The following is a 20,456-nucleotide window of genomic DNA, read 5'->3' on the forward strand; positions in this document are numbered from 1 at the left end:
TGGGGCATCACATCCTTTCATGTAGCTCCTTATTAAAGAAGCCGGCCAAAAAGGCCGACTCGGATTACTATTTATCACAGTAATTGTGTTTTTTTATACTGAATAATGATCTAATGAGATCTGAATTCCATTAAGCTGAGCTTGCGGTAATTCTGACTCCCTACTAATACTCAAAACTAAGCTTTCACCATCCATGTTGGTATAATTCGCTGCTAATACCTCTCCCACTTCGAAATTCCTTTCTTTATGAGCCATAGCTGCGGCAAAAGCCTCTAAACCAATAATACCACATTCGGCAGCTTTCTTAATGCCCAATGCTTCAACGATCACACCGCCCGGCATCCCTGCGACGGATACCTCTATGAATCTGGACCGTTCCTGCAGCTGATAAGGGTGAGATAAATAAATAACAAAATACGTCTCACCAACTTGCCCGTACAATGTATACGGCTCTTGTTTCCATTCCCCTTGGGGAAGTACACCTATGATCGTATTCTTCTCACCCTGAGGGATTGGGAATAAAGAAATGATGACATTCTTGTGATAGAGAACCTCCATATAACGGCTTTGATGGCGGGGATCTCCCTCATTGTAGCCTTGTCCCGGGTGGAAGAAATACAGCTGATTTGCGCTTCCCTCTCCACTCACAGGTAACGAAAAAGCCCAGCGAAGCTGCTCATTATCGAATTCCTCAACCCGCTCCCACATCCCGCCTGCTGCAAACTCCTCTGTAATATAAGCATAGGAATGAAGCAAAGGCTGCGGCTGTGGATCCGTTGGGACAACCTTCTGAGTAATCTTCCCTACTTCCACTGGTGTCTGGCGATTCATGGCTGCGGCTAATATTTCATCGGATACTTGATAGAATAATAAACCGGCATACTCAGTGCGCGGCATCCTCTCAGGCAGCTGGAAGTCTCCAAACTGAACATAATCATGAAGTACATTAGCATCGCCGGGAACATCATGCGGCCAGCCTCTAGAATGCGCACCAACCCAAGCACCACGCAGATAGAATTCAGCTCGTACATTCCATAGATGGTCAAGCATTTCTTTAAGGCTTGTAGTAAGCTCCGTATCCTCAGGCGGGACAAGTTCCAACGCGCAGGTGAATGCCTGTACCCAATGCCAAAACCACGGAAGACTGCCGTATTCCGGCATCCCTTTAGTACGAATATAAGCCAGCGTATCCTTCAGACTCTGCCGGCCATCCTCAAGCAATATTTCATCCGCAAACAGGGTGCCAAAAATCAGCTTAGCAGCTGTATATTTAGCTTCATGATGCCCAAAAGTAACCACCGGCTTACGGTAGAAATCACTGCGATAAATATGTCCAAACGCTGTATTCAGAACTATGCGAAGTTGAGCATTTAATGCTCCTCCGTATCTTTTGCAAAAATACGCCATCAGGTTGCCCATAAGCTCCACTGGTAACTCATGCGGTGACGCATCTCGCGGAACCGGATTCAAACCGAGCGGCCAATGACCGTATAACTCTGTGCCGGGCTGCCGGTTCTGAAGCATTAAGATCTCCAGCAGTACATCCTGTGCTTTCTGTTTCGCTTGCTCACGATCAAAAGGCAGCTCAAAAGAATCATCAACAGCCGCTGCAAAAAGATACGAAGCATAATAAAAGTTATTTCGCACATCATCATGGAACCAGAGTCCACTTTCCAATAAAGGGCGTTGCTCTGCTTCCAGTGCTATATTAAAAATAATTTCTTGCTGACGTTCCTTAAAAGTACTCTGGATATTTTTCAACCCCGGCATTACTTTTCAACCTCCATCATTTCAGTTTTATATCATCTTCCGTCATTCATGAAAATCGAGCATAATAGCTCTATTGTGCACACTTTCCGTTCATTTTGCAATTGGAAAAACCAATAAATAAACATAAATAAACGAAATAAAAAAGATTAGTACTTGTAAAATGAACATAAATGGACTAAAGTGTACCTATACGAACGATAATATGTACACAAAGGAGATTGAACATTCAATGGAAAGACGTTTCGCATCCCATCCTAATGAAGTAAAACAATTTGACACTGAGCGCCTCCGTAAGGAATTCCACATTCCCGTTATTTTTGCTCCTGATGAGCTAAAGCTTGTCCTAACCCATGAAGATCGTATGATCGTTGGTGGAGCTAATCCTGTAAAAGAAGAGGTTGCGCTAACTACTGACCTTAAAGAACTTGGGGTTACTTATTTCTTGGAACGCCGAGAACTGGGCATCATCAATGTCGGTGGTAAAGGCTCCGTGGTTGTAGATGGCACAGAATATGAAGTGGATTTCAAAGAATGTCTTTATGTAGGTCAAGGTTCTAAAGATGTAGTCTTCAAAAGTGCAGACGCTTCCAAGCCTGCTAAATTCTATTTGAATTCTGCTCCTGCCCATCAGTCCTACCCTACTACCAAAACCACACTGGCCGATTCTGAATCCGGTGCGATGGGTGGTCTGGAGAACTCTAACGAGCGGACAATCCACCGCTTCATTCACACAAATGGTGTGCAAAGTGCCCAACTGGTTATGGGTATGACCCAACTGAAACCAGGCAGCATGTGGAACACCATGCCAGCACATACCCATCCACGCCGGATGGAAGCCTATTTCTATTTTGATCTTCCGGACGATTCCGTTGTGTTCCACCTGATGGGAGAACCTGACGAAACCCGCCATATCGTAATGCATAACGAACAAGCCGTTATTTCTCCAAGCTGGTCCATCCACAGTGGTGTCGGCACTCATAACTATACTTTTATCTGGAGTATGGCTGGCGATAATAAAAGATATGATGATATGGACCCCGTATCCATGAAAGAATTACAATAGAGATAAATCAACTACGGAAAGATGAGGCAGGCGGATGAACCCGATACGACGACACGAGATGATTATGGAAGTTATGCTGAACCAAAAAGATGTAACGGTGAATGAACTGAGCGATAAGCTTCAGGTTACTGGAAAAACAATACGCGAGGATTTAAGCAGGCTGGAGGAACAAGGGCTGATCGTACGTGTACATGGCGGAGCTGTGCTGGCACAAAGCGACCAGTTTGGTATTTTGCCCTCCAAGGATCCGCTGGATAAATACTCTGACGAGAAGACGGAGATTGCCTTGCGTGCGCTTGCTCATATTGAACCGGACGATATTATCGCTCTTGATGGCGGTAGCACTACGCTTGAAATTGCTCGGCGTCTGGACAATATGCCACTAACGGTAGTCACCAATGATGTATACATCATCAGCGAACTGGTTCCCAAAGATAACATCCGTCTGGTCGTTCCCGGTGGTTATCGTGTCCGTAATATGTTGGCTGGTCCTGAAGCCGTCTCCTATGTACAAAAGCTTAATATTCAAAAAGCATTCCTTTCATCGACTGCTATTCATATAGAGCATGGGCTCTCCATTTATACCGGAGATTTAATTGAGTTCAAGCAAGCCCTTGTATCTACAGCCCGTAAGGTATTCGCGGTTGTAGATCATCATAAATTCGGCCATACTGCACTGCGTACCTTTGCTTCCCTACAAGAAGTTGACGTGATTCTGACGGACAAAGGGCTCTCCCCCGAAACGGCAGATCAGTTCCGCAGTGCAGGCGTTACCATTGAATGCGGGTAAACCCGGAATAACAATCCATTTACAATAAAGGGGCGTAATTTATATGTCATCATTATTCAGCTTGGCAGGTAAAACAGCTATTGTAACAGGCGCAGCTCAAGGTCTTGGACAAGGAATCGCGCTTGCATTTGCAGAAGCCGGTGCAGACGTTGCGTCTGTCTCCCTTAATTCGAGTGAAGAAACTGTAAATGCAGCAAAAGCTTTTGGAGTAAAAGCAGTTAGTATCGAATCTGACTTAAGTGATCACAGCAAGCTGCAAAGCACTTTTGACCAAGCGCTAGAGCTGACCGGACATGTTGACATTCTCGTAAACTGCGCAGGAATGATCCGCCGTGCACCGGCAAAAGATCATAGTGAAAAAGACTGGTTTGATGTCATCAATTTGAACCTGAACACAGTTTTCCTTCTGTCGCAAATCGCAGGCCGCCACTTCCTGGAAAGAGGATCCGGCAAAATCATTAACATCGCCTCCATGCTCTCCTATCAAGGCGGAATCAATGTCCCTGGTTACACTGCGAGTAAACACGGGGTTGCGGGTCTTACTAAAGCTTTTGCCAATGAATGGGCAGGCTCCGGTCTGAACATCAATGCAATTGCACCAGGCTATATGGCTACTGAAAATACCGCTCCAATCCGTGCCGACCAAAGTCGTTCGGACTCTATCTTAGACCGTATCCCTGCAGCACGTTGGGGAACGCCTGATGACGTTAAAGGCCCTGCTGTATTCTTGGCTTCCGCAGCATCTGACTACTTGAACGGTCACGTTCTTAATGTGGATGGCGGATGGATGGCTAGATAATCCATAAAAATGGGTGTCCCATAGGGGCACCCATTTTTTGTGTGGATATGAAGCACTATCGGACTCAGCTGAACAATCTGCACACGCAGCAGCTAAAGGACTCAGCTGACCTTATACACCGTTTTATCCGCTATTTGGATAGCTATCGGACCTCATAGCCGCTATTGGTGCAAAAAACACCAATTATAAGCTCTTTCATGAGCAATAGCGACGTTGGAGTCCGAAAACCTGCTCAAAAGACGATAAATTCGCAAATAGGGGCATCTGGGTCCGAAAATCTCAGTATCAGTGGTTGTGGATCGTTCTGCATCATTTAAATAAGCTTGCAATGGAATTCACATCAAAATCACTAGTCATTCTAAAGTTTCCCGAATTGTATTTATCCTTCTTATCAAGATCCGTCACATACAGGAAGTTAGTATCCGTAAGATTCATGCCAAACCTCAAGCTGTTATTTACAATAATACTTATCCAGTAGGTCTCCGTAGATTTGTCCAAAGCACTACTTCTTCTCAATTTTACATCTGAAAAAGCATAAATGATCTTTTCAATTTCCTTCGGATCTTCAATCACTACCTTTTCATCCACTAAAGATTTCTCAATCTCGATTGAGGTGATTTCAGTTTCATCGATTTGATCCAACACTAAATTCTCAAATGAATTATAACTATGGTAGAGATTAATGATTACAGGGATTTCGATTAATAAAAAAATGAGTACGAGAAATACATAACGTTTCTTCATATTCATAATTATGAACACCCTATTTCTACAAACTCCTCTGGATGAGTGCGAATATAATTGCCGATAATTCTATGCGTATTTGGTGTCAGGTTCTTATATCGTTCGAATAACTCACTAATTACTTCTAACAGCTGAGGGTCTCGATCCAAATCCGTGATGGCCGCATCCGCCCACTCTTTACCCAGTCGATGATTTCTTTCCTCGAGAAATGTCTTTGTTTCCTGAAGCAAAAGAATCATGGGTGAATCGTCAAAAAATCGTATGCCTCCTATCACCCCTGTCCAATACCCTGGCAGGTCTTGCATGTAGGAAATCCAAGCATAATATTCCCCTTCGGAATTACAGCTGTGACCATATAGCACTCTGAACATGCATAAGGCTTGTTGCCCCTCTGTGAGCTTCGAGATCACTTCTGATTTGGTCGATGGCGATTTTCCGCGAATCAGCTGAAAGGTAGGCTCCATACAGGCCCATCCTAACCTTTCATCACTTAAAGTGTCCAAGTCTTCCCGCTTCATGGCTACTAAATTCATTTAACTCCTCCTTTGATTAACATCCAAAAATATACATATATTTCTTAACGATGTCAATAAAAATCACTTGGGGACATTAAGTAATTCGATCGTTTTTATGATAGGCTTTAAGCAGTAGATATTTTCACAAAGGAGCTTTTCTATGCATAATGAGATACTTACTATATTTGATGAAGCGGGTCACCGAATCGGTACAGCTCCACGGGCAGAAGTACATCGGTTAGGACATTGGCACGAGACCTTCCACTGCTGGTTTATAAGCAAAACCCAAGAAATCCCCTATATTTATTTACAGCTTCGTAGTGAGCAGAAACAAGATTATGCAGGATTGCTGGACATCACGGCCGCTGGACATTTGCTGACACACGAAACGGTAGAGGACGGGATTCGCGAGGTTCAAGAAGAACTCGGTTTGGAGCTAGCTTTTGATGAGCTGATTCCCTTAGCTACAATTCCTTACAGTATGATCAAAGAAAATCTTATCGATAAAGAACGAGCGCATGTTTTTGTTTATAACAATCCTTATCCTCTGGACGATTTTAAGCTGCAAGAAGAAGAGGTTGCAGGAATAGTTATCACAAAGTTTGCGGACTTCCGAAGCTTTTGGCAGGGAGAAATACATAGTCTACAAATCAATGGTTTCAAAGTAGATTCAAACGGACAAAAAATCAACATTCAACAAAGTGTGGATCGGACTCATTTTGTGCCTCATGAAGCAGCTTATTTCACTCGGATCATTGAGGGCATCGAAGCAATAATTCTAACATCACCCATCGTCACGGAGGACATATGATCATTAATCCTCAAACATTTACAGTCAATGGAATCCAATACAGCATTAGATCTGCTGCCTCTAAAGACGCTAAAGTGTTATCTGAATTAAGAGTGCGGATCGATGGAGAAACCGAGAATTTAGATCGGGAACCAGGCGAAGCCTTTATTGACGAAAAAGGGTTTGAACAGCTTATTCAAGCCGATTCTGAGAAAAATAATAACCTTTTTCTAGTCGCAGTAGTTGATAATCAAATCGTTGCGTTCTCCAGATGCGAAGGTTATCCCTTAAAAAGATTTGCTCATAAAGTAGAATTTGGAGTATGTGTGCTGCAGGATTATTGGGGATATGGTATTGGAAAAAATCTTCTCGCCGAATCGATTGCCTGGGCTGACACTAATGGTATTCAAAAGATCACCCTAAATGTGCTGGAAACGAACACCAACGCTATTAAGCTATATCAAAAGCTTGGCTTTGAAATTGAAGGGATTTTAAAGAAAGATAAACTTCTATCGGACGGCAAATTGTATAACACCATTATGATGGGAAGAGTTAAGAACTGATTCTATTCAAAAAAAAGGCAGAACCTGAAACTCAGGTCCTGCCTTTTTATTATACTAATGCTTTACGCTTCAACATCGCAAGTCCATTCACCGCTAGATTCAATAGGGCCGGAGCTGAAAGACCTGTTTCCAAGTCTGTGTATTCCGCTCCATCCAGCTCTACCGTTTGCGGACTGCCGCTGAAATTTTGCACAAAAACATAATCACTTTCGCCATCTGTGCGAAGTTGTGCAGTCACACCTGCTGGAAGCTCACTATCCATCGCACGGGTAATTCCTGCCTTAGATGTGATCGCTGCGTATAGCTCAACATAGAACGAAGTGTCTTTCACACGGGTAGCAAGATGGTACGCATTTCCTTCACCAAAACGATTGACTGTAAGCGCTGGACGGCCCGCATAGAAATCGTTGCGATAATGCCCCAAAGCCTCTGCACCTTCCAAATGAATCAGCTCGGCTATCTCATGCGCATCGTAGTCACCGCTTAGCTTAAGTTTATTACCGGCCTCCATCACTAACCCGTTCAGATCACGGCTGTGCAGCCCTTCTGTCTCCTCTGCCCAAATCCCCAGTGTTCTGCGCAGTGGACCAGGGAATCCTCCCAGATGACATAAATCCGTTTCGTTAACTACTCCTGACCAATAGGTTGCGAGGAATGTGCCGCCTTGCTCCACATATTTCTCAATGCGCTTTCCATTCTCTTCACTAATCAGGTATAACATAGGGGCAACAACCAGCTTGTAAGCAGACAGATCATCTCCAGAGCCTATAATATCAACTGGAATGCCCAGCTCCCAAAGTGCACGATAATGCTGTAGCACCGTCTCCTCATAACGTAATCCGGAATTACGGATGCCTTGCGCATCCTTTATCGCCCAGCGGTTGTCCCAATCGAAAATAATCGCCGTCTGCGCCGGAGTGGACGTACCCACTACTTCCGTCATTCCCGCCAGCGTCTTTCCTACTTCCGCTACATCTTGGAATACTCGAGTCTCGGAGTGGCCACTGTGGTCTACAACTGCGCCGTGGAACTTCTCACTTGATCCGCGGCTTTTGCGCCATTGAAAATACTGCACAGAATCCGAACCATGCGCTACCGCTTGCAAGGAAGACAGCTTGTGCATTCCGGGACGTTTCAGCTTACTGACCGATTGCCAGTTCGTAAGGGATGGCGTGCTTTCCATCAGCAGGAACGGTTTCTTTTTAAAAGAGCGCATTAAGTCGTAGTGCATCGCCGTCCATGCTGCCAATCTAGTATCGTCACCGTCTTCGGTATAATGCCAGTCTGGATAAGCGTCCCATGAGACCACATCCAGGATTTTGGCCAGCTCGCGGTAATCAATGCCATCGATCATATGCATATTCGTCGTGATAGGCAGCTCTGGATTGTAAGGACGAACCGTATTGATCTCGTGCTGGCAGAAATCAATTGTCCGTTCACTAACAAAACGCCGCCAGTCAAGATTCAAGCCGTGTACTTGTGTCTCACCATGTGGAGCTGGGGATTCAATCTGTGACCATGAAGTGTAGGTATGGCTCCAAAAAGTAGCCCACCAAGCATGATTCACCTCATCCAAACTGTTATTATATTTCACCTTCAACCATTCTCTAAAAGCATCCTGGCAGAGCTCGCAGTGACACTCCCCACCGAACTCATTCGAAATATGCCAACCGATAATGGCTGGATGCTGGCTGTACCGTTCCGCTAGCTTTGCATTCAGAATTGCAGTTTTCTCCCGGTACACTGGTGAGGTAAAGCAATGGTTATGACGGAAGCCATGCAAATTGTGAACACGGTTACGCTCCACTCTTAAGACTTCTGGATATTTTTGCGACATCCATGCTGGGCGGGCACCACTTGGCGTTGCCAAGATAGCGTAAATCCCATTCTCTGCAAAAGAATCAAGTACACCATCCAACCATTCGAAAGTGAACACACCCTCTTCAGGTTCAAGAGATACCCACGAAAAAATGCCTACGGACATGACATTGCAGCCCGCCAGCTTCATTAATCGGATATCCTCACGCAATACTTCCGGATATTTCAGCCATTGTTCAGGATTATAATCAGCACCGTGCAGCATGACACCAGCTTTTCTGCTTATCGGGGAATGTTTTTTATTCATTGTGTACGATCATCCTCTCAATTCTGCCCATTTATAGAATGGGACTATTCTCTGATGATAGGCTAGAAGCGTAAGCTATCTTATTCAGGAATCATCATTTATACTATTTATAATATAAGAAAATTCATTTCAATCAGTAGGAATATAGTCTCGAAGTGATAGCACAAAATGAAGATGAGGTGATAAACCTGCTACCTTTTTCTCTGATTGAATTACCGCGCGACTCTGGAACGTTGCCCCTATCCCCCTACTCTGTAGGTCGCCATATCCAATTCCATCATGTGCGCCCAGCAGGATTTCCTGTGTATCAAATCTTTTTAATCCGGACCGGAACCGGGTTATTTCGTGATCTGGAAAGTGGCACAGAAATCATACTGGAACCGGGGATGGCTTTTGCCTTCCCGCCCGATCGTGGTCATGAATATTATCCTACCTCTCATGAACCGTGGCATGTTGGCTTTATCGGCTTTCAAGGCAGTCAAGCTCATGGATTGCTGGAAGCGCTTGAACTGCTCCCTTCTGTTCCTTATCGAACGGATCGTTTTGAACAATGCTGGGAAGAAATCGGCCAAATCTGGCATACGGTGAATTCTCCTGCCCCCAATCGGCAGGACGAGATGTGGATGCAAGAGTTGTCTATCACACTCTATAGACTGCTCTTGATGCTGCGCCCTGCCAAGAGTTCAGAAGTCTCCGGTAATCGTCTAGCCTTCGAGTCGGTCCGAAATGAAGCCCTAACTACAGCCGTCGGGCTGATCAACGAACATTACACAGAACCGCTTCTGATCTCCAATCTTGCAGCAGCAGTCGGGTACTCTGTGCAGCATTTCCAGCGTTTATTTGTGCAGGAATATGGGGTCACTCCGCATAAGTATTTGCAGAATCTGCGGCTGGAGCGGGCGCTGCAATTAATGACGGAGGATGTGGAGATCCCCGTTCAAGATATTGCGCTTCAGCTGGGCATGGAGACTAATTATTTTATACGTGTCTTCCGAAAAAACTACGGCTGTACACCCGGAGTAATGAAAATACGTTTGCTACAAGACGAGCAAATGAAGTAACGCTTCCAAGCCTAAAGAAGATATTGTGAAATTAAGCAAATGATAGCTTGTAAATTGGGGGCACCTTAATGAAAACATTATCTGATATTAACTTTAGAGATCCCTATATCCTATCTGTTCCTGAACTTGGTCAATACTATTTATTTGGCACAGATGGCTTAACAGCTTGGAGTGGCGCACCTCACGGCTTCGATGTATATATCAGCTCAGATCTTCAGGAATGGTCCGGACCCATTGCTGCCTTTCGTCCAGATCCTGATTTTTGGGCTGATCATCATTTCTGGGCACCAGAGGTTCATCGCTACAACGGAAAATATTATATGTTCGCTTCTTTTAAAAGACATGGCGTTCCACGGGGGACACAAATATTAAGCGCGGAAACACCTGAGGGTCCTTATCTTCCTATCAGCAATCATCCGATTACCCCTGCTTCTTGGGAGTGCCTTGACGGAACGTTATATGTAGATAAAGAAGACAAACCTTGGATGATCTTTTGCCGTGAATGGATTGAAGTGACGGATGGAGAAATGTATGCCGTTCGGCTGAAGGAGGATTTAAGTGCTACTATTGGCGAATCTATGCTGCTTTTCCAGGCTTCACAAGCTCCTTGGACGGTAGGTGGCAAAGAAGGGCAATACGTAACTGACGGTCCTTTTATGCATCAGACTAGCAGTGGTGAGCTGCTTATGTTGTGGTCTAGCAGTGGAGCTAGTGGTTATGCCATGGGTTTAGCCCGATCCGTCAGCGGTGACATTAGTGGACCTTGGCAACATGATCCTGAGCCTCTTTATGCCAAAGATGGCGGACATGGAATGTTGTTTCGTGATTTGACGGGCAGACTTATGCTGGCCATTCATGCCCCAAATCTCAACCCACAAGAACGGCCGCTGCTTATTGAGGTCCAGGAAAGCTCCAGAACGATTTCGATAAAATCATTGTAATGTAGAACGGAGTAGAACCCTTGGAACAAAAGATTAAGTCTTTATTTAATGACCAGATTGTAAGTGCTGCCTGCACGAAATACGGTATCCCCATAGATGAGCTAAGCTTCATTGGCGGATTTCAAAATTTTGTTTATGAATATCAACTTAGCAATCATCAATATATTCTAAGATTTACTCATAGCTCGCTGCGCAGTATGGAATTGTTAACGGCTGAACTTGAATGGATTCTATACCTGGCTGATCATGGCGTTTCCGTATCAAGACCCGTAGGTTCTCTTCTGGGTAATCTAGTTGAGCAAATAGAGATTGGTGATTCATGCTTTATGGTATCTTCCTTTGAAAAAGCACAAGGGAAACGAATAGGTTACCCAGACTGCCTGAAGGATCTAGACCTCTATGAGCAGTGTGGCATGATCACTGGACAAATGCACAGATTAGCAAAATCTTATAAACCACAGTCCAAAAGACATGCGTGGCATCAGAACTACTACCTGCAGAATGTAACCAGGTTTATTCCTCCATCCCAAAGTGGCGTTTTGGAAAGCTGTAAGGCGCTTATGGATCAGCTAAAGCATCTCGACGCTGATATAAATACCTATGGTCTCATCCATGGGGATATCAATGTAGGCAACTTTTTGGTCGACAATGGCAAGCTGACCTTGTTTGATTTTGATGAAGCTCAGTACAGCTGGTTTGTAGAAGATATCGCCATTCAACTGTATTATCTAGTCTACGTTTACGGGGATGATAGTATGGAGGACAGGCAGCTTCAATGTCAGCGTTTTATGGAGCATTTTCTGAAAGGCTACGTTAAAGAGAACAGGATTTCAGAAAATGAGCTGAAGTTAATTCCTCTTTTTCTTCGATTAAGAGAGATTATTGTTTATACGGGGATGTACCGGAGTTTTGATATGTCTAACCTAGATGATTGGACCAAGGATTATTTAACGCAGAGTAAGGCGAGAATCGAGAATGGCGTATCCATCATTGAATCTTGTTTCTGAACAAACATCCAAAGTGTTTCATATGATGTGTCTCTCTTACAAAACCCACAGCTATCACTGTGGGTTTTGTGTTTTTTAAACAAGTCCATTTTTGCTTTTAAGAGGTTGATATGCCGTTACTCTATCCTAACTTGGACATATCGTATTATGAGACTTTTCCCAAAAATGCATATGAGGGGTTGGTTAAATGAGTGCTGTACCTCACAACAAGGCGAACCAACAAGGTATTTCTATTATTACCTGTACCAATCGCCATAATTATTTAAACAACCTATTTCAAAATTACAGCAGACAAAAATATGCCAATAAAGAACTTATCATTATTATCAATAATAATAAAATTCCACTATCCCCCTACCAAACCTTAGCTAAAAAACACAAAAATATTAAGATATATCGTAAACCTGAACAGCAATCTCTCGGTTCATGCTTAAACTATGCCGTAACAAAATGCAAATATCATACCATTGCCAAATTTGATGACGACGATTATTATGCCCCTTATTATTTGACGGAAAGTATTCTGACCTTAAAAAGAACTAAAGCTGATATCCTTGGAAAACGGGCTCACTATATGTATTTACTAGGTTCAAAGACTTTGATTCTTCGTTTCGCAAATGATGAACACCGAATGGTTACCCATCTCCCTGGCGCTACGCTCGTCTTCAAACGAAAAGTATTCGATCATGTGAAATTTCCTAATAAAAACGTAGGTGAGGATGATCTCTTTTGCAGCAGAAGCAAAAAGAAAGGTTATAAGGTTTATTCTGCAAGTAAAAATAACTTCGTTGCCATACGTAGAAAAAACTCTTCAAAACATACATGGATCATCAGTGATAGTACACTAATAGCTAACCATAAGATCATCCGGAATATTAAAAACTATAGGAATTTTGTTGGACGCCGTCCAAAGATTTCGTTATGAAATTAACTGCTGAATCTACTTCATCTGCTGTGTCTATTCTAACTTGTACAAAACGAATGGATTGTATTAAAACAATATTTGATAACTATCAACGACAGAATTTCAAATCTAAAGAGCTTATCGTGATCATTAATAATGATAGCTTGAAAATAGAAGACTATATACATGCTGCAAAAAAACATAAAAATGTACGGATCTATAAACTACCTGAATATCGTTCACTGGGGTTTTGTCTGAATTTTGGTGTGCACTTAGCGAATTATAGCTGTATCGCTAAATTTGATGACGACGATTATTACTCTGCCAACTATTTAACGGATAGTATGAACACCCTCCATAAAACTAAAGCTGATATCGTTGGAAAACGAGCTCACTATATGTATTTAACTGATAAGAAGCTCCTTTTGCTTCGTTATCTTCATATGGAAAATAAACAGGTAACCAATGTTCAGGGTGCTACCCTACTCGTAAAACGAAATGTCTTCCAGCAGATTTCCTTTCCAGATTGGAATAAAGGTGAATGCGTTAAGTTTTGTGCGGATTGTGCTGCACAGGGCTTTAAGATCTATGCAGGAAATAAGTATAACTTCGCTGCGATTCGTAGAAAAAACTCCAAAGATCACACTTGGGTCGTTAGCGACAAGAAACTTCTAGCTCAAAATGTTAAAGTTCTAAACGTGAAAAACTTCAAAAAATACGTAACGCGAGGCTGATTTAATCAATCTAATCCTACCAGCTATGCCTTAGTAACCCAATAAAAAGACTGGACAGCAATATAGCTAAGCGGCTATTCGCATCCAGTCTTTCATATTTTTAAAAAGTATAATCGTAAAATTTCTCTGCATTCCTTAAGCTGGACCATACATCAGAGCTTTCTCCGCCTATATACCAATAAGCTACTCCAGCAAGTTTTTTAGTAACCGCTAAGTTGTATTTTGTTATTAATGAACGCCCATCCTCAATCCAGATCGTATGTTTTATAGCTTGTTTCGAGTAGCCCGCGACATATTGTCCCAGCGAAGGATTCCACACGGGTCTCGATGCATAGCTGCTGATAATCTGATTTTGCTCCGGAAGCGTAATATATTGAGAGGATAAAACCGTCCCCTTCTGGTTCAATGTCCAATCCCGATTATATAAGGGCAATGCCAATATAACTTTTTGACTAGGTACAACTTTTAGGATTGTATTCACAGCCTTTTGATCATAAGAAAGCGAGGCATTGGACCCCGGAACTTGACTCCCGTCATAATGCTCATCATAACCCATCATCACCATATAATTCACTTGCTTGCCTAGGGCAGCATAGTCAAAAGCTTCTGTCCAATCCGTTCCAAGATCAGGAGATACATCCATCGACAGGATAACATCGAGCGAATGCATTTTCTCGGCTAATAAAGTAATAAACGAAGTCAAATACACACGATCTTCGGCCGCTACATTTTCAAAATCTATATTTAGTCCATCTAATCCATATTTACTCACTAAAGCAGCTAACTGATTAACTGCCGTATTCCTTGCGGTTGTACTCAACAGCATCTGATGCGTCGCTTCTTGATCCGATCGATTGCCAACCATCGCCCAGACTTGCTTCTTATTATTTTTTGCCCAAGTCACCAGCGAGGCGTCTGTCGAATCCGTTACTGCCCCTGTTTTCCCAACATAATACCAACGTGGTGATAATGTGTTGACGTTCGATTGCAGAACATGATTCTCAAATTGTGCCGTCGTGAGACCATACTGCCAGCCTATAACAATACGTTTGTCCGGATTACTTTCCAGCTCTGCCGCCCAGCTTGTATGTTGCAGCACCCGATCCATCAGCACTGCCGTCTCTTGCCTTGTTATCGGGTCCGTGGGCCGAAAATTTCCGCTATTATCGCCTTTCATTAATCCGCGATCATTAACCTTAGCTACAGCAGCACTTGCCCAGCTAGCAATTTGTTGCCGATCCTTAAAATTAGTTTGTGCGGCAGTTGCAGTGTTTGTTTGCTTTAGAGCTTTGGCTATCCACACAGCCGCTTCCTGCCGAGTGACTGCTTTTGCGGGTGCAAAAGTAGTTGCCGAAGTGCCGTTCGCCAGTTCAAGCTGAACCGCAGCCTGAATCCAGCCGTAATACCAAGCGCTTTTGGCTACGTCGGTATAAGGAGATACCGGACTCAACGCTGGATCAAGCTTCAACAGTCGATCAAGTACTGTTATAAATTCAGCTCTAGTAATCGATTGAGTAGGTGAAAATTTAGTATTCGAGGTGCCAGTTAATATATTCCGGTTATATAAATCTATGATTTCTTTTTTTGCATAACTAGTGTTTATATCCTCAAAAGGAACCCCATTATCGGCCGATATATGCTGAATAAATACTCCGGCGGCTAGCACGACAGCGAGGGTTATTATAGTAAATCTAGCAAATATATTTTTCACGGGTTAAGAGATTCCCCCTTGGTTATCAATCTTTGAATTATACCAAGGATACAATCAATAAACATCGCTAAAATATTGGTAGAGTACGATAGGATCAGCTCTTCGGATTACGCAAAAAGAGACTAAGAACCACACCACACAGCGCCAAGACCAATGAAACTAGGAACGTATCGTGGAATCCTGCAACCATAGCCGCTGAGGGTAGTTTCTGATTCCCTAGACTCATATGTGTAGCTATATTGGAAGTCAATAAGCCCGACATTATAGCGACAGCAAAGGAACCCACAATTTGTTGCGCAGAGGCAGTAAGTGGGGTAACACGGCTGATCAGATCCTTCGGAGCGGCCTTAAGCACATGTGTACCGAGCTGCATAGTAGTTAATCCTTGGCCAAGTCCCATAATGGCAAAATAACTGATCATAACGTATACACTTGTATCATTTTGTAAACGTGACAAGAGAAAGAGTCCGGTGGACAGCAGCACAAGTCCAGAGAACACAACGGGCCGAGCTCCAAACTTATCAAATAACTTTCCTCCAATAATCATGCCAGCAAAGGATATTAATGCTTGGGGAATAACTAAAAGCCCCGATTCAAAGGAAGAAAAACCTCTGACCTGCTGCAAAAAAATTGGAATTAACAGAATCGAACCAAATAAGGCGAACTGATTAATCCAGGTCAAAATCATACCTTTACTAAATTCTAGAGATCGAAAAGAGCGAAGTTCCAATAACGGTTCTTTTTGGCGCAATTCCACGAAAATAAACAAGGCTAAAGCAATGAAGCTGAACGCAAGAGATATAATCGTTATACGATCCCCCCAGCCATCTACTCCCCCTCTATGCACCCCAAATACCAAGCTGGAGAAGGCGAGCGGTGATAAAATCACACCCCAAATATCCAATTTAGCTTTATTCCCCTTCTCTATTACCGGAAGAAATTTCACTCCAACAATCATTGCAATAATGCCAATGGGAACATTAATCAGAAAAATCCAGTGCCAGCTGGCATATTCCAACAGCCATCCTGACAGTACAGGACCAAGAACAGGCGCAATTAACATCGGTAGTCCAAGCAATCCCATGATTGAACCTCTTTTATCGGGAGGTGCGATTTTGAATGACATAGCCATACCAATTGGAGCAATCATCCCTCCGCCTAATCCCTGCAAAATACGAAAGATTATCAGCTCTGTTGTGGATTGTGCCATAGAGCATAATAAAGACCCTATGGTAAACAATACGATCGAAGCTAAAAAAACACGTTTGGCAGTGAACTTATCCGAGAACCAACCGGCCAATGGGATAATTACGGATAAAGCCAGCGTATAACCCGTAATGGCCCACTGTATTGTTTTTAGGCTGGCATCAAAGGTTTTTTCAAGCTGCGGGATCGCTACATTCATAATTGTACTGTCGAGCATAACCAGCAGCATTCCTGTTATAAGTGCCAGTATTACGGGAAGTATTGCTTTTATAGAAAATTCTTTGGTGACTGGTTGGGATTGTTCCACTTGAAGATTACTCATGGGTCTATACACATCCTTTTTAATTTTTACTAATTAAATTGCTAACTGCTGCCTCCTTTTTTTAAAAAATCGCACCTTTAAACTAACAGTGTAAGATTAATATAGCACCCGTTTATTTGCTTGTAAATAAAAATATCTAACAGTGTAAGATAAAGCAGTAATCTAACGATGGTAGACCAGCCATTCATCTTCGCTTATGATAAAGAAAGACAGTAACAGGAGGTCGTTTCGATGAGAATCAAAAATCTGCAAATCACTGAACAAGATATAATAAAAGCTTCTTGGGTGCTGTTGGATGATATCGGCATAGAGGCATTTAGTATGCGTAAATTAGCAGAACTACTAAAAATACAAGCCGCCTCTCTGTATTGGCATTTTAAGAGTAAACAGAGCATTTTCCAGACGCTTGCTAATGAGGTCGCCAAAGAAGCCCTCGAAACTGCGAATCTCGAAGGTACTTGGCAAGAACAGTTATTTAATTTTGTGGACCGAATTCGTGGGGTTTTACATAAGTATCCTTGCTCGGCTCAGCTGATGATGAGAACCTTGCCTTCTGAACCTAATTATCTATCTTTACTGAATACTTTGCTTCAGATCGTGGATCATCTTCCTTTAAGCGATAGTGATAAATTCTCCTTGATTGCATGCGTGTTAAACTATGTAATCTCATTCGAATTGGACAAATATGAGCAGGATCGAATAGACTTAGCCATGAAAAATGAACCTAATGGAGATGCTAGAGTGGTTTTTAAACAATCGCTTGAGCACTTATCCGGGGATGGACCTAATGTTATAAAACGAATGTACGAAAACAATATTTTTAATGAAATTGGCTCCGATAAGATGTTCTATACAGGTCTAAAAATAATGGTGGGCGGAATTGAACAGTTAGCTAATGAGCGACAAGAACAACAAGAACAACAAGAGCGACGGTAGAACTTAGGAATTTTTCACGAAAATAAATCTTGCACAAAAAAAGGGCATCCCAGCAGCCAATTTCGGCTTTTGGAATGCCCTTTTTTTAAAGAGCCCGAAATAAAAATTCTCCTGTGGACTGGATGTATCTATACATCACTCCACACGCCACTAATATCACCACACCAATACCTAACATAACGAGATCACCATTTAGATCAGATAAAAGAAAACTCAAACCAAATGGAATCAGCAAGCTGATAAATCCTATAATCATCGCTACAAGGACCGAAGCACTTTGTTTAATTACAGAGACTTCATTGGTCCACTCCAGTTTAGGAAGCTTCAAGTTTACGATCACACCTACCATTGCGGTAAGACAAGCGTATAGGACGGGGATTATTAGCAATAACAAGCTCTCCATCCAGCCAGTGCCCAGAGAAATCATAAGAAGCACACTACTAACAATCACAATCGGCACAGTAATGGTGAGATTCACTGCGATTTTACTTAATAATATAGTTTTTGTCGGAACGGGAGCGCTTTTTAAAATCCAAATATGGTTACCTTCAAGCGAAATCGAACTCGAGGTCGTACAGCTTAATGCTACAAAGAAGGAAACAAATAGTGGCGCCAATCTGCTTAGATAATTAGAGAGTTCTGGTATCTCAATAATCTTTCCTAATTGCTCTGAGCTAACAAACAGTAAGGTGATCGCCATGACAAGTAGCATTACCATACCAATACTTGTATTTAGCACATATATAGAAGAACTGAAATAGCGGCGCAGCTCTTTTTTATACAATGTGTAAAGCGGTGAAGAGACTGCAAGTGACCTCATTTGATACTTATTCTTTGAGTAAGAAGTCGTAAGGCCTGTGTGTATTGCTTTATATTTGCTGCCAAGAATAAGGGTAAACAGCATAAAAGAAAGTAATGAAATTCCTATAAATAATAGTAAAGGAGCTACCTGATACGAGCAGACAGCATCTACATACATGACCGTCAAAGGATATAAGTTAAAGATTTGATCGCCAATTTGTGTGCTCATATCTGCAATTAACTGCGGGTCATTCCCATTCATTTGGCTTGAACCCAAAATAATAACAATGATTACGGCAAAAGTCAGAATGAGACTTATTAAACGACTTCCTTTAAACCGTGAGGAGATCCAACTAATCAATGCCCCAATAATCGTTGCAGCAATGATCGGCACTAATGGGATAAATAGCAGCGTTATCATGAAAAATAAATAATACACTACTGCCGGATTTACCTTTATAGCATAAACTACACCTGCTGGCACCATCACCATCAATGAGAACAGTATATTCAGCACGTAGAGCTGAACTACACGGCTTGCTACGATATGGCTCGTTTTGATAGGCAGCGACATTACGAGATCGTAATCTTTGGAGCCAAATAATACCCCACTCGCCTTATAGATCGTTGTAAAAAATCCAATCAAGCAAGTAACAGCCATCATAATCGCAAGCAGCAGCTCTGGCCGGCCTATCTGTTCAAGGGTCTCTGCTATCATGAAGCTATATCCAAACGAAACCACTGCCATCATGACAATCCCTATTAAGATACCGATGCTCAGCAAAAGCATTTTTCGTCTTTCTTTCATATCTCGTGTATGCAAAGCTTTATTTAACCCAAAGGATGAGATTAGCTGAATTTTCGTCAATCTCCAGATATTAATCATGTTTTATCAACTCCAAAAACACATCTTCAAGGCTGCTGTCACCCTTCACCTCTTCTGTTTTCCCATGAGTGATCAATTCACCCGCTTTGATAATGGCAATCTTATTGCAGAGCTTCTCGGCCACATCCAGTACATGCGTCGAAAAAAAGATCGCACTGCCCTGACTGCAAATCTCCGTCATGATTCTCTTGAGCGTGTGTGCCGCTTTTGGATCAAGTCCCACAAAGGGTTCATCCAGAACCAGCAGCTTCGGTTTATGAATAAGCGCGGAGATAATCGCGAGTTTCTGTTTCATACCATGAGAATACGAGGAGATCAAATCCCCCAGATTAGAAGTAATCTCAAATTCATCGCTATATTTCTTTATCAATAACTCCCGATCCGCTTTCGATACGCTAAAAAGATCACCAATAAAATTCAAGTACTGAATGCCCGTCAGATGATCGTATAAATCCGGATTATCTGGAATATACGCAGTAATCGCTTTGCAGGCTAAAGGATCTTTTTTAATGGAGTACCCACCAATCTCGATATCTCCCTCCTCAAAATCTAAAACTCCGACCACTGCTCGGATAGTCGTTGTTTTCCCTGCACCGTTATGACCGATAAAGCCATAGATGTCACCTTTTTCGACCACTAAATTTAGATCATTTACCGCCTTCTTGCCACCCTTATAGCTTTTGGTAAAATGTTTGATTGTCAACATCTTGCCACTCCCCTTCCAATCTCATAACACTCTCAATATGCCATATTTACTGTAGCTTCGTCGTCTTCAATATACGTTTCTT

The 20,456-nt window shown here is 42.5% G+C and carries 19 protein-coding genes; 11 read left to right on the forward strand and 8 right to left on the reverse strand.

Going from position 1 to position 20,456, the window contains the following annotated elements; translation table 11 throughout:
- Positions 1-93 precede the first annotated feature (93 nt).
- Positions 94-1,770, reverse strand: coding sequence for a hypothetical protein (locus MHI32_RS18175; RefSeq protein WP_339187509.1), 1,677 nt, complete (start codon positions 1,768-1,770; stop codon positions 94-96).
- 229 nt (positions 1,771-1,999) lie between these two features.
- On the opposite strand from MHI32_RS18175, the gene kduI reads away from it, so the two are divergent.
- Genes kduI through kduD form a run of 3 tightly spaced genes read left to right on the forward strand, consistent with a single transcriptional unit; the run spans position 2,000 to position 4,422 of the window.
- A complete protein-coding gene (gene kduI, locus MHI32_RS18180; protein ID WP_036688322.1) occupies positions 2,000-2,833 on the forward strand; it encodes a 5-dehydro-4-deoxy-D-glucuronate isomerase in 834 nt (277 codons plus the stop codon).
- A 34-nt stretch (positions 2,834-2,867) separates the two neighbouring features.
- Positions 2,868-3,623, forward strand: coding sequence for a DeoR/GlpR family DNA-binding transcription regulator (locus MHI32_RS18185; RefSeq protein ID WP_076129821.1), 756 nt, complete (start codon positions 2,868-2,870; stop codon positions 3,621-3,623).
- Positions 3,624-3,666: 43 nt separating this feature from the next.
- Positions 3,667-4,422 (forward strand): 2-dehydro-3-deoxy-D-gluconate 5-dehydrogenase KduD, encoded by a 756-nt coding sequence (kduD, locus tag MHI32_RS18190; RefSeq protein WP_036688326.1) that lies wholly within the window; start codon positions 3,667-3,669, stop codon positions 4,420-4,422.
- A gap of 309 nt (positions 4,423-4,731) precedes the next feature.
- On the opposite strand, the gene MHI32_RS18195 is transcribed toward kduD, so the two are convergent.
- Together MHI32_RS18195 and MHI32_RS18200 are read right to left on the reverse strand one after the other, a co-directional pair.
- Positions 4,732-5,172: a hypothetical protein gene (locus MHI32_RS18195; RefSeq protein WP_076182543.1), complete on the reverse strand. Its 441-nt coding sequence runs from the start codon at positions 5,170-5,172 to the stop codon at positions 4,732-4,734.
- Positions 5,173-5,174: 2 nt separating this feature from the next.
- On the reverse strand, positions 5,175-5,699 hold the full coding sequence (locus tag MHI32_RS18200) for a hypothetical protein (RefSeq protein ID WP_076217831.1): 525 nt from the start codon (positions 5,697-5,699) through the stop codon (positions 5,175-5,177).
- A gap of 142 nt (positions 5,700-5,841) precedes the next feature.
- Here MHI32_RS18200 and MHI32_RS18205 point away from each other — a divergent pair, with 142 nt between their 5' ends.
- Complete coding sequence (locus MHI32_RS18205) at positions 5,842-6,492, forward strand: NUDIX domain-containing protein (RefSeq protein WP_339187514.1); 651 nt, start codon at positions 5,842-5,844, stop codon at positions 6,490-6,492.
- Positions 6,489-7,034: a GNAT family N-acetyltransferase gene (locus MHI32_RS18210; protein WP_076182551.1), complete on the forward strand. Its 546-nt coding sequence runs from the start codon at positions 6,489-6,491 to the stop codon at positions 7,032-7,034. Before MHI32_RS18205 ends, MHI32_RS18210 begins: the two co-directional genes overlap by 4 nt.
- A gap of 49 nt (positions 7,035-7,083) precedes the next feature.
- On the opposite strand, the gene MHI32_RS18215 is transcribed toward MHI32_RS18210, so the two are convergent.
- Positions 7,084-9,159, reverse strand: coding sequence for a beta-galactosidase (locus MHI32_RS18215; RefSeq protein ID WP_339187517.1), 2,076 nt, complete (start codon positions 9,157-9,159; stop codon positions 7,084-7,086).
- 155 nt (positions 9,160-9,314) lie between these two features.
- Here MHI32_RS18215 and MHI32_RS18220 point away from each other — a divergent pair, with 155 nt between their 5' ends.
- The 5 genes from MHI32_RS18220 (at position 9,315) to MHI32_RS18240 (ending at position 13,806) form a co-directional block, all read left to right on the forward strand.
- Positions 9,315-10,220, forward strand: a complete 906-nt coding sequence (locus MHI32_RS18220; RefSeq protein WP_254847677.1) for an AraC family transcriptional regulator — start codon at positions 9,315-9,317, stop codon at positions 10,218-10,220.
- 68 nt (positions 10,221-10,288) lie between these two features.
- On the forward strand, positions 10,289-11,161 hold the full coding sequence (locus MHI32_RS18225) for a glycoside hydrolase family 43 protein (RefSeq protein ID WP_339187520.1): 873 nt from the start codon (positions 10,289-10,291) through the stop codon (positions 11,159-11,161).
- 20 nt (positions 11,162-11,181) lie between these two features.
- Complete coding sequence (locus MHI32_RS18230; protein WP_339187523.1) at positions 11,182-12,168, forward strand: phosphotransferase; 987 nt, start codon at positions 11,182-11,184, stop codon at positions 12,166-12,168.
- A gap of 187 nt (positions 12,169-12,355) precedes the next feature.
- Positions 12,356-13,093 (forward strand): glycosyltransferase, encoded by a 738-nt coding sequence (locus MHI32_RS18235; protein WP_339168376.1) that lies wholly within the window; start codon positions 12,356-12,358, stop codon positions 13,091-13,093.
- The gene (locus MHI32_RS18240; RefSeq protein WP_076129813.1) at positions 13,090-13,806 is read left to right on the forward strand and encodes a glycosyltransferase family A protein; all 717 of its coding nucleotides are present in this window, start codon (positions 13,090-13,092) and stop codon (positions 13,804-13,806) included. Before MHI32_RS18235 ends, MHI32_RS18240 begins: the two co-directional genes overlap by 4 nt.
- 100 nt (positions 13,807-13,906) lie before the next feature.
- Here the strand turns inward: MHI32_RS18240 and MHI32_RS18245 are convergent, their stop codons facing one another.
- Together MHI32_RS18245 and MHI32_RS18250 are read right to left on the reverse strand one after the other, a co-directional pair.
- A complete protein-coding gene (locus tag MHI32_RS18245) occupies positions 13,907-15,517 on the reverse strand; it encodes an S-layer homology domain-containing protein (RefSeq protein ID WP_081387788.1) in 1,611 nt (536 codons plus the stop codon).
- A gap of 94 nt (positions 15,518-15,611) precedes the next feature.
- Positions 15,612-17,045 (reverse strand): MDR family MFS transporter, encoded by a 1,434-nt coding sequence (locus MHI32_RS18250; RefSeq protein ID WP_339187525.1) that lies wholly within the window; start codon positions 17,043-17,045, stop codon positions 15,612-15,614.
- Between the two features lie 231 nt (positions 17,046-17,276).
- Here MHI32_RS18250 and MHI32_RS18255 point away from each other — a divergent pair, with 231 nt between their 5' ends.
- On the forward strand, positions 17,277-17,981 hold the full coding sequence (locus tag MHI32_RS18255; protein WP_076281624.1) for a TetR/AcrR family transcriptional regulator: 705 nt from the start codon (positions 17,277-17,279) through the stop codon (positions 17,979-17,981).
- A gap of 85 nt (positions 17,982-18,066) precedes the next feature.
- Here the strand turns inward: MHI32_RS18255 and MHI32_RS18260 are convergent, their stop codons facing one another.
- Complete coding sequence (locus MHI32_RS18260) at positions 18,067-19,668, reverse strand: hypothetical protein (RefSeq protein ID WP_076182570.1); 1,602 nt, start codon at positions 19,666-19,668, stop codon at positions 18,067-18,069.
- The gene (locus MHI32_RS18265) at positions 19,661-20,374 is read right to left on the reverse strand and encodes an ABC transporter ATP-binding protein (protein ID WP_340010482.1); all 714 of its coding nucleotides are present in this window, start codon (positions 20,372-20,374) and stop codon (positions 19,661-19,663) included. Before MHI32_RS18265 ends, MHI32_RS18260 begins: the two co-directional genes overlap by 8 nt.
- Between the last annotated feature and the right edge of the window lie 82 nt (positions 20,375-20,456).

Source organism: Paenibacillus sp. FSL H7-0690, from assembly GCF_037980415.1.
GTDB classification, from domain to species: domain Bacteria; phylum Bacillota; class Bacilli; order Paenibacillales; family Paenibacillaceae; genus Paenibacillus_AQ; species Paenibacillus_AQ odorifer.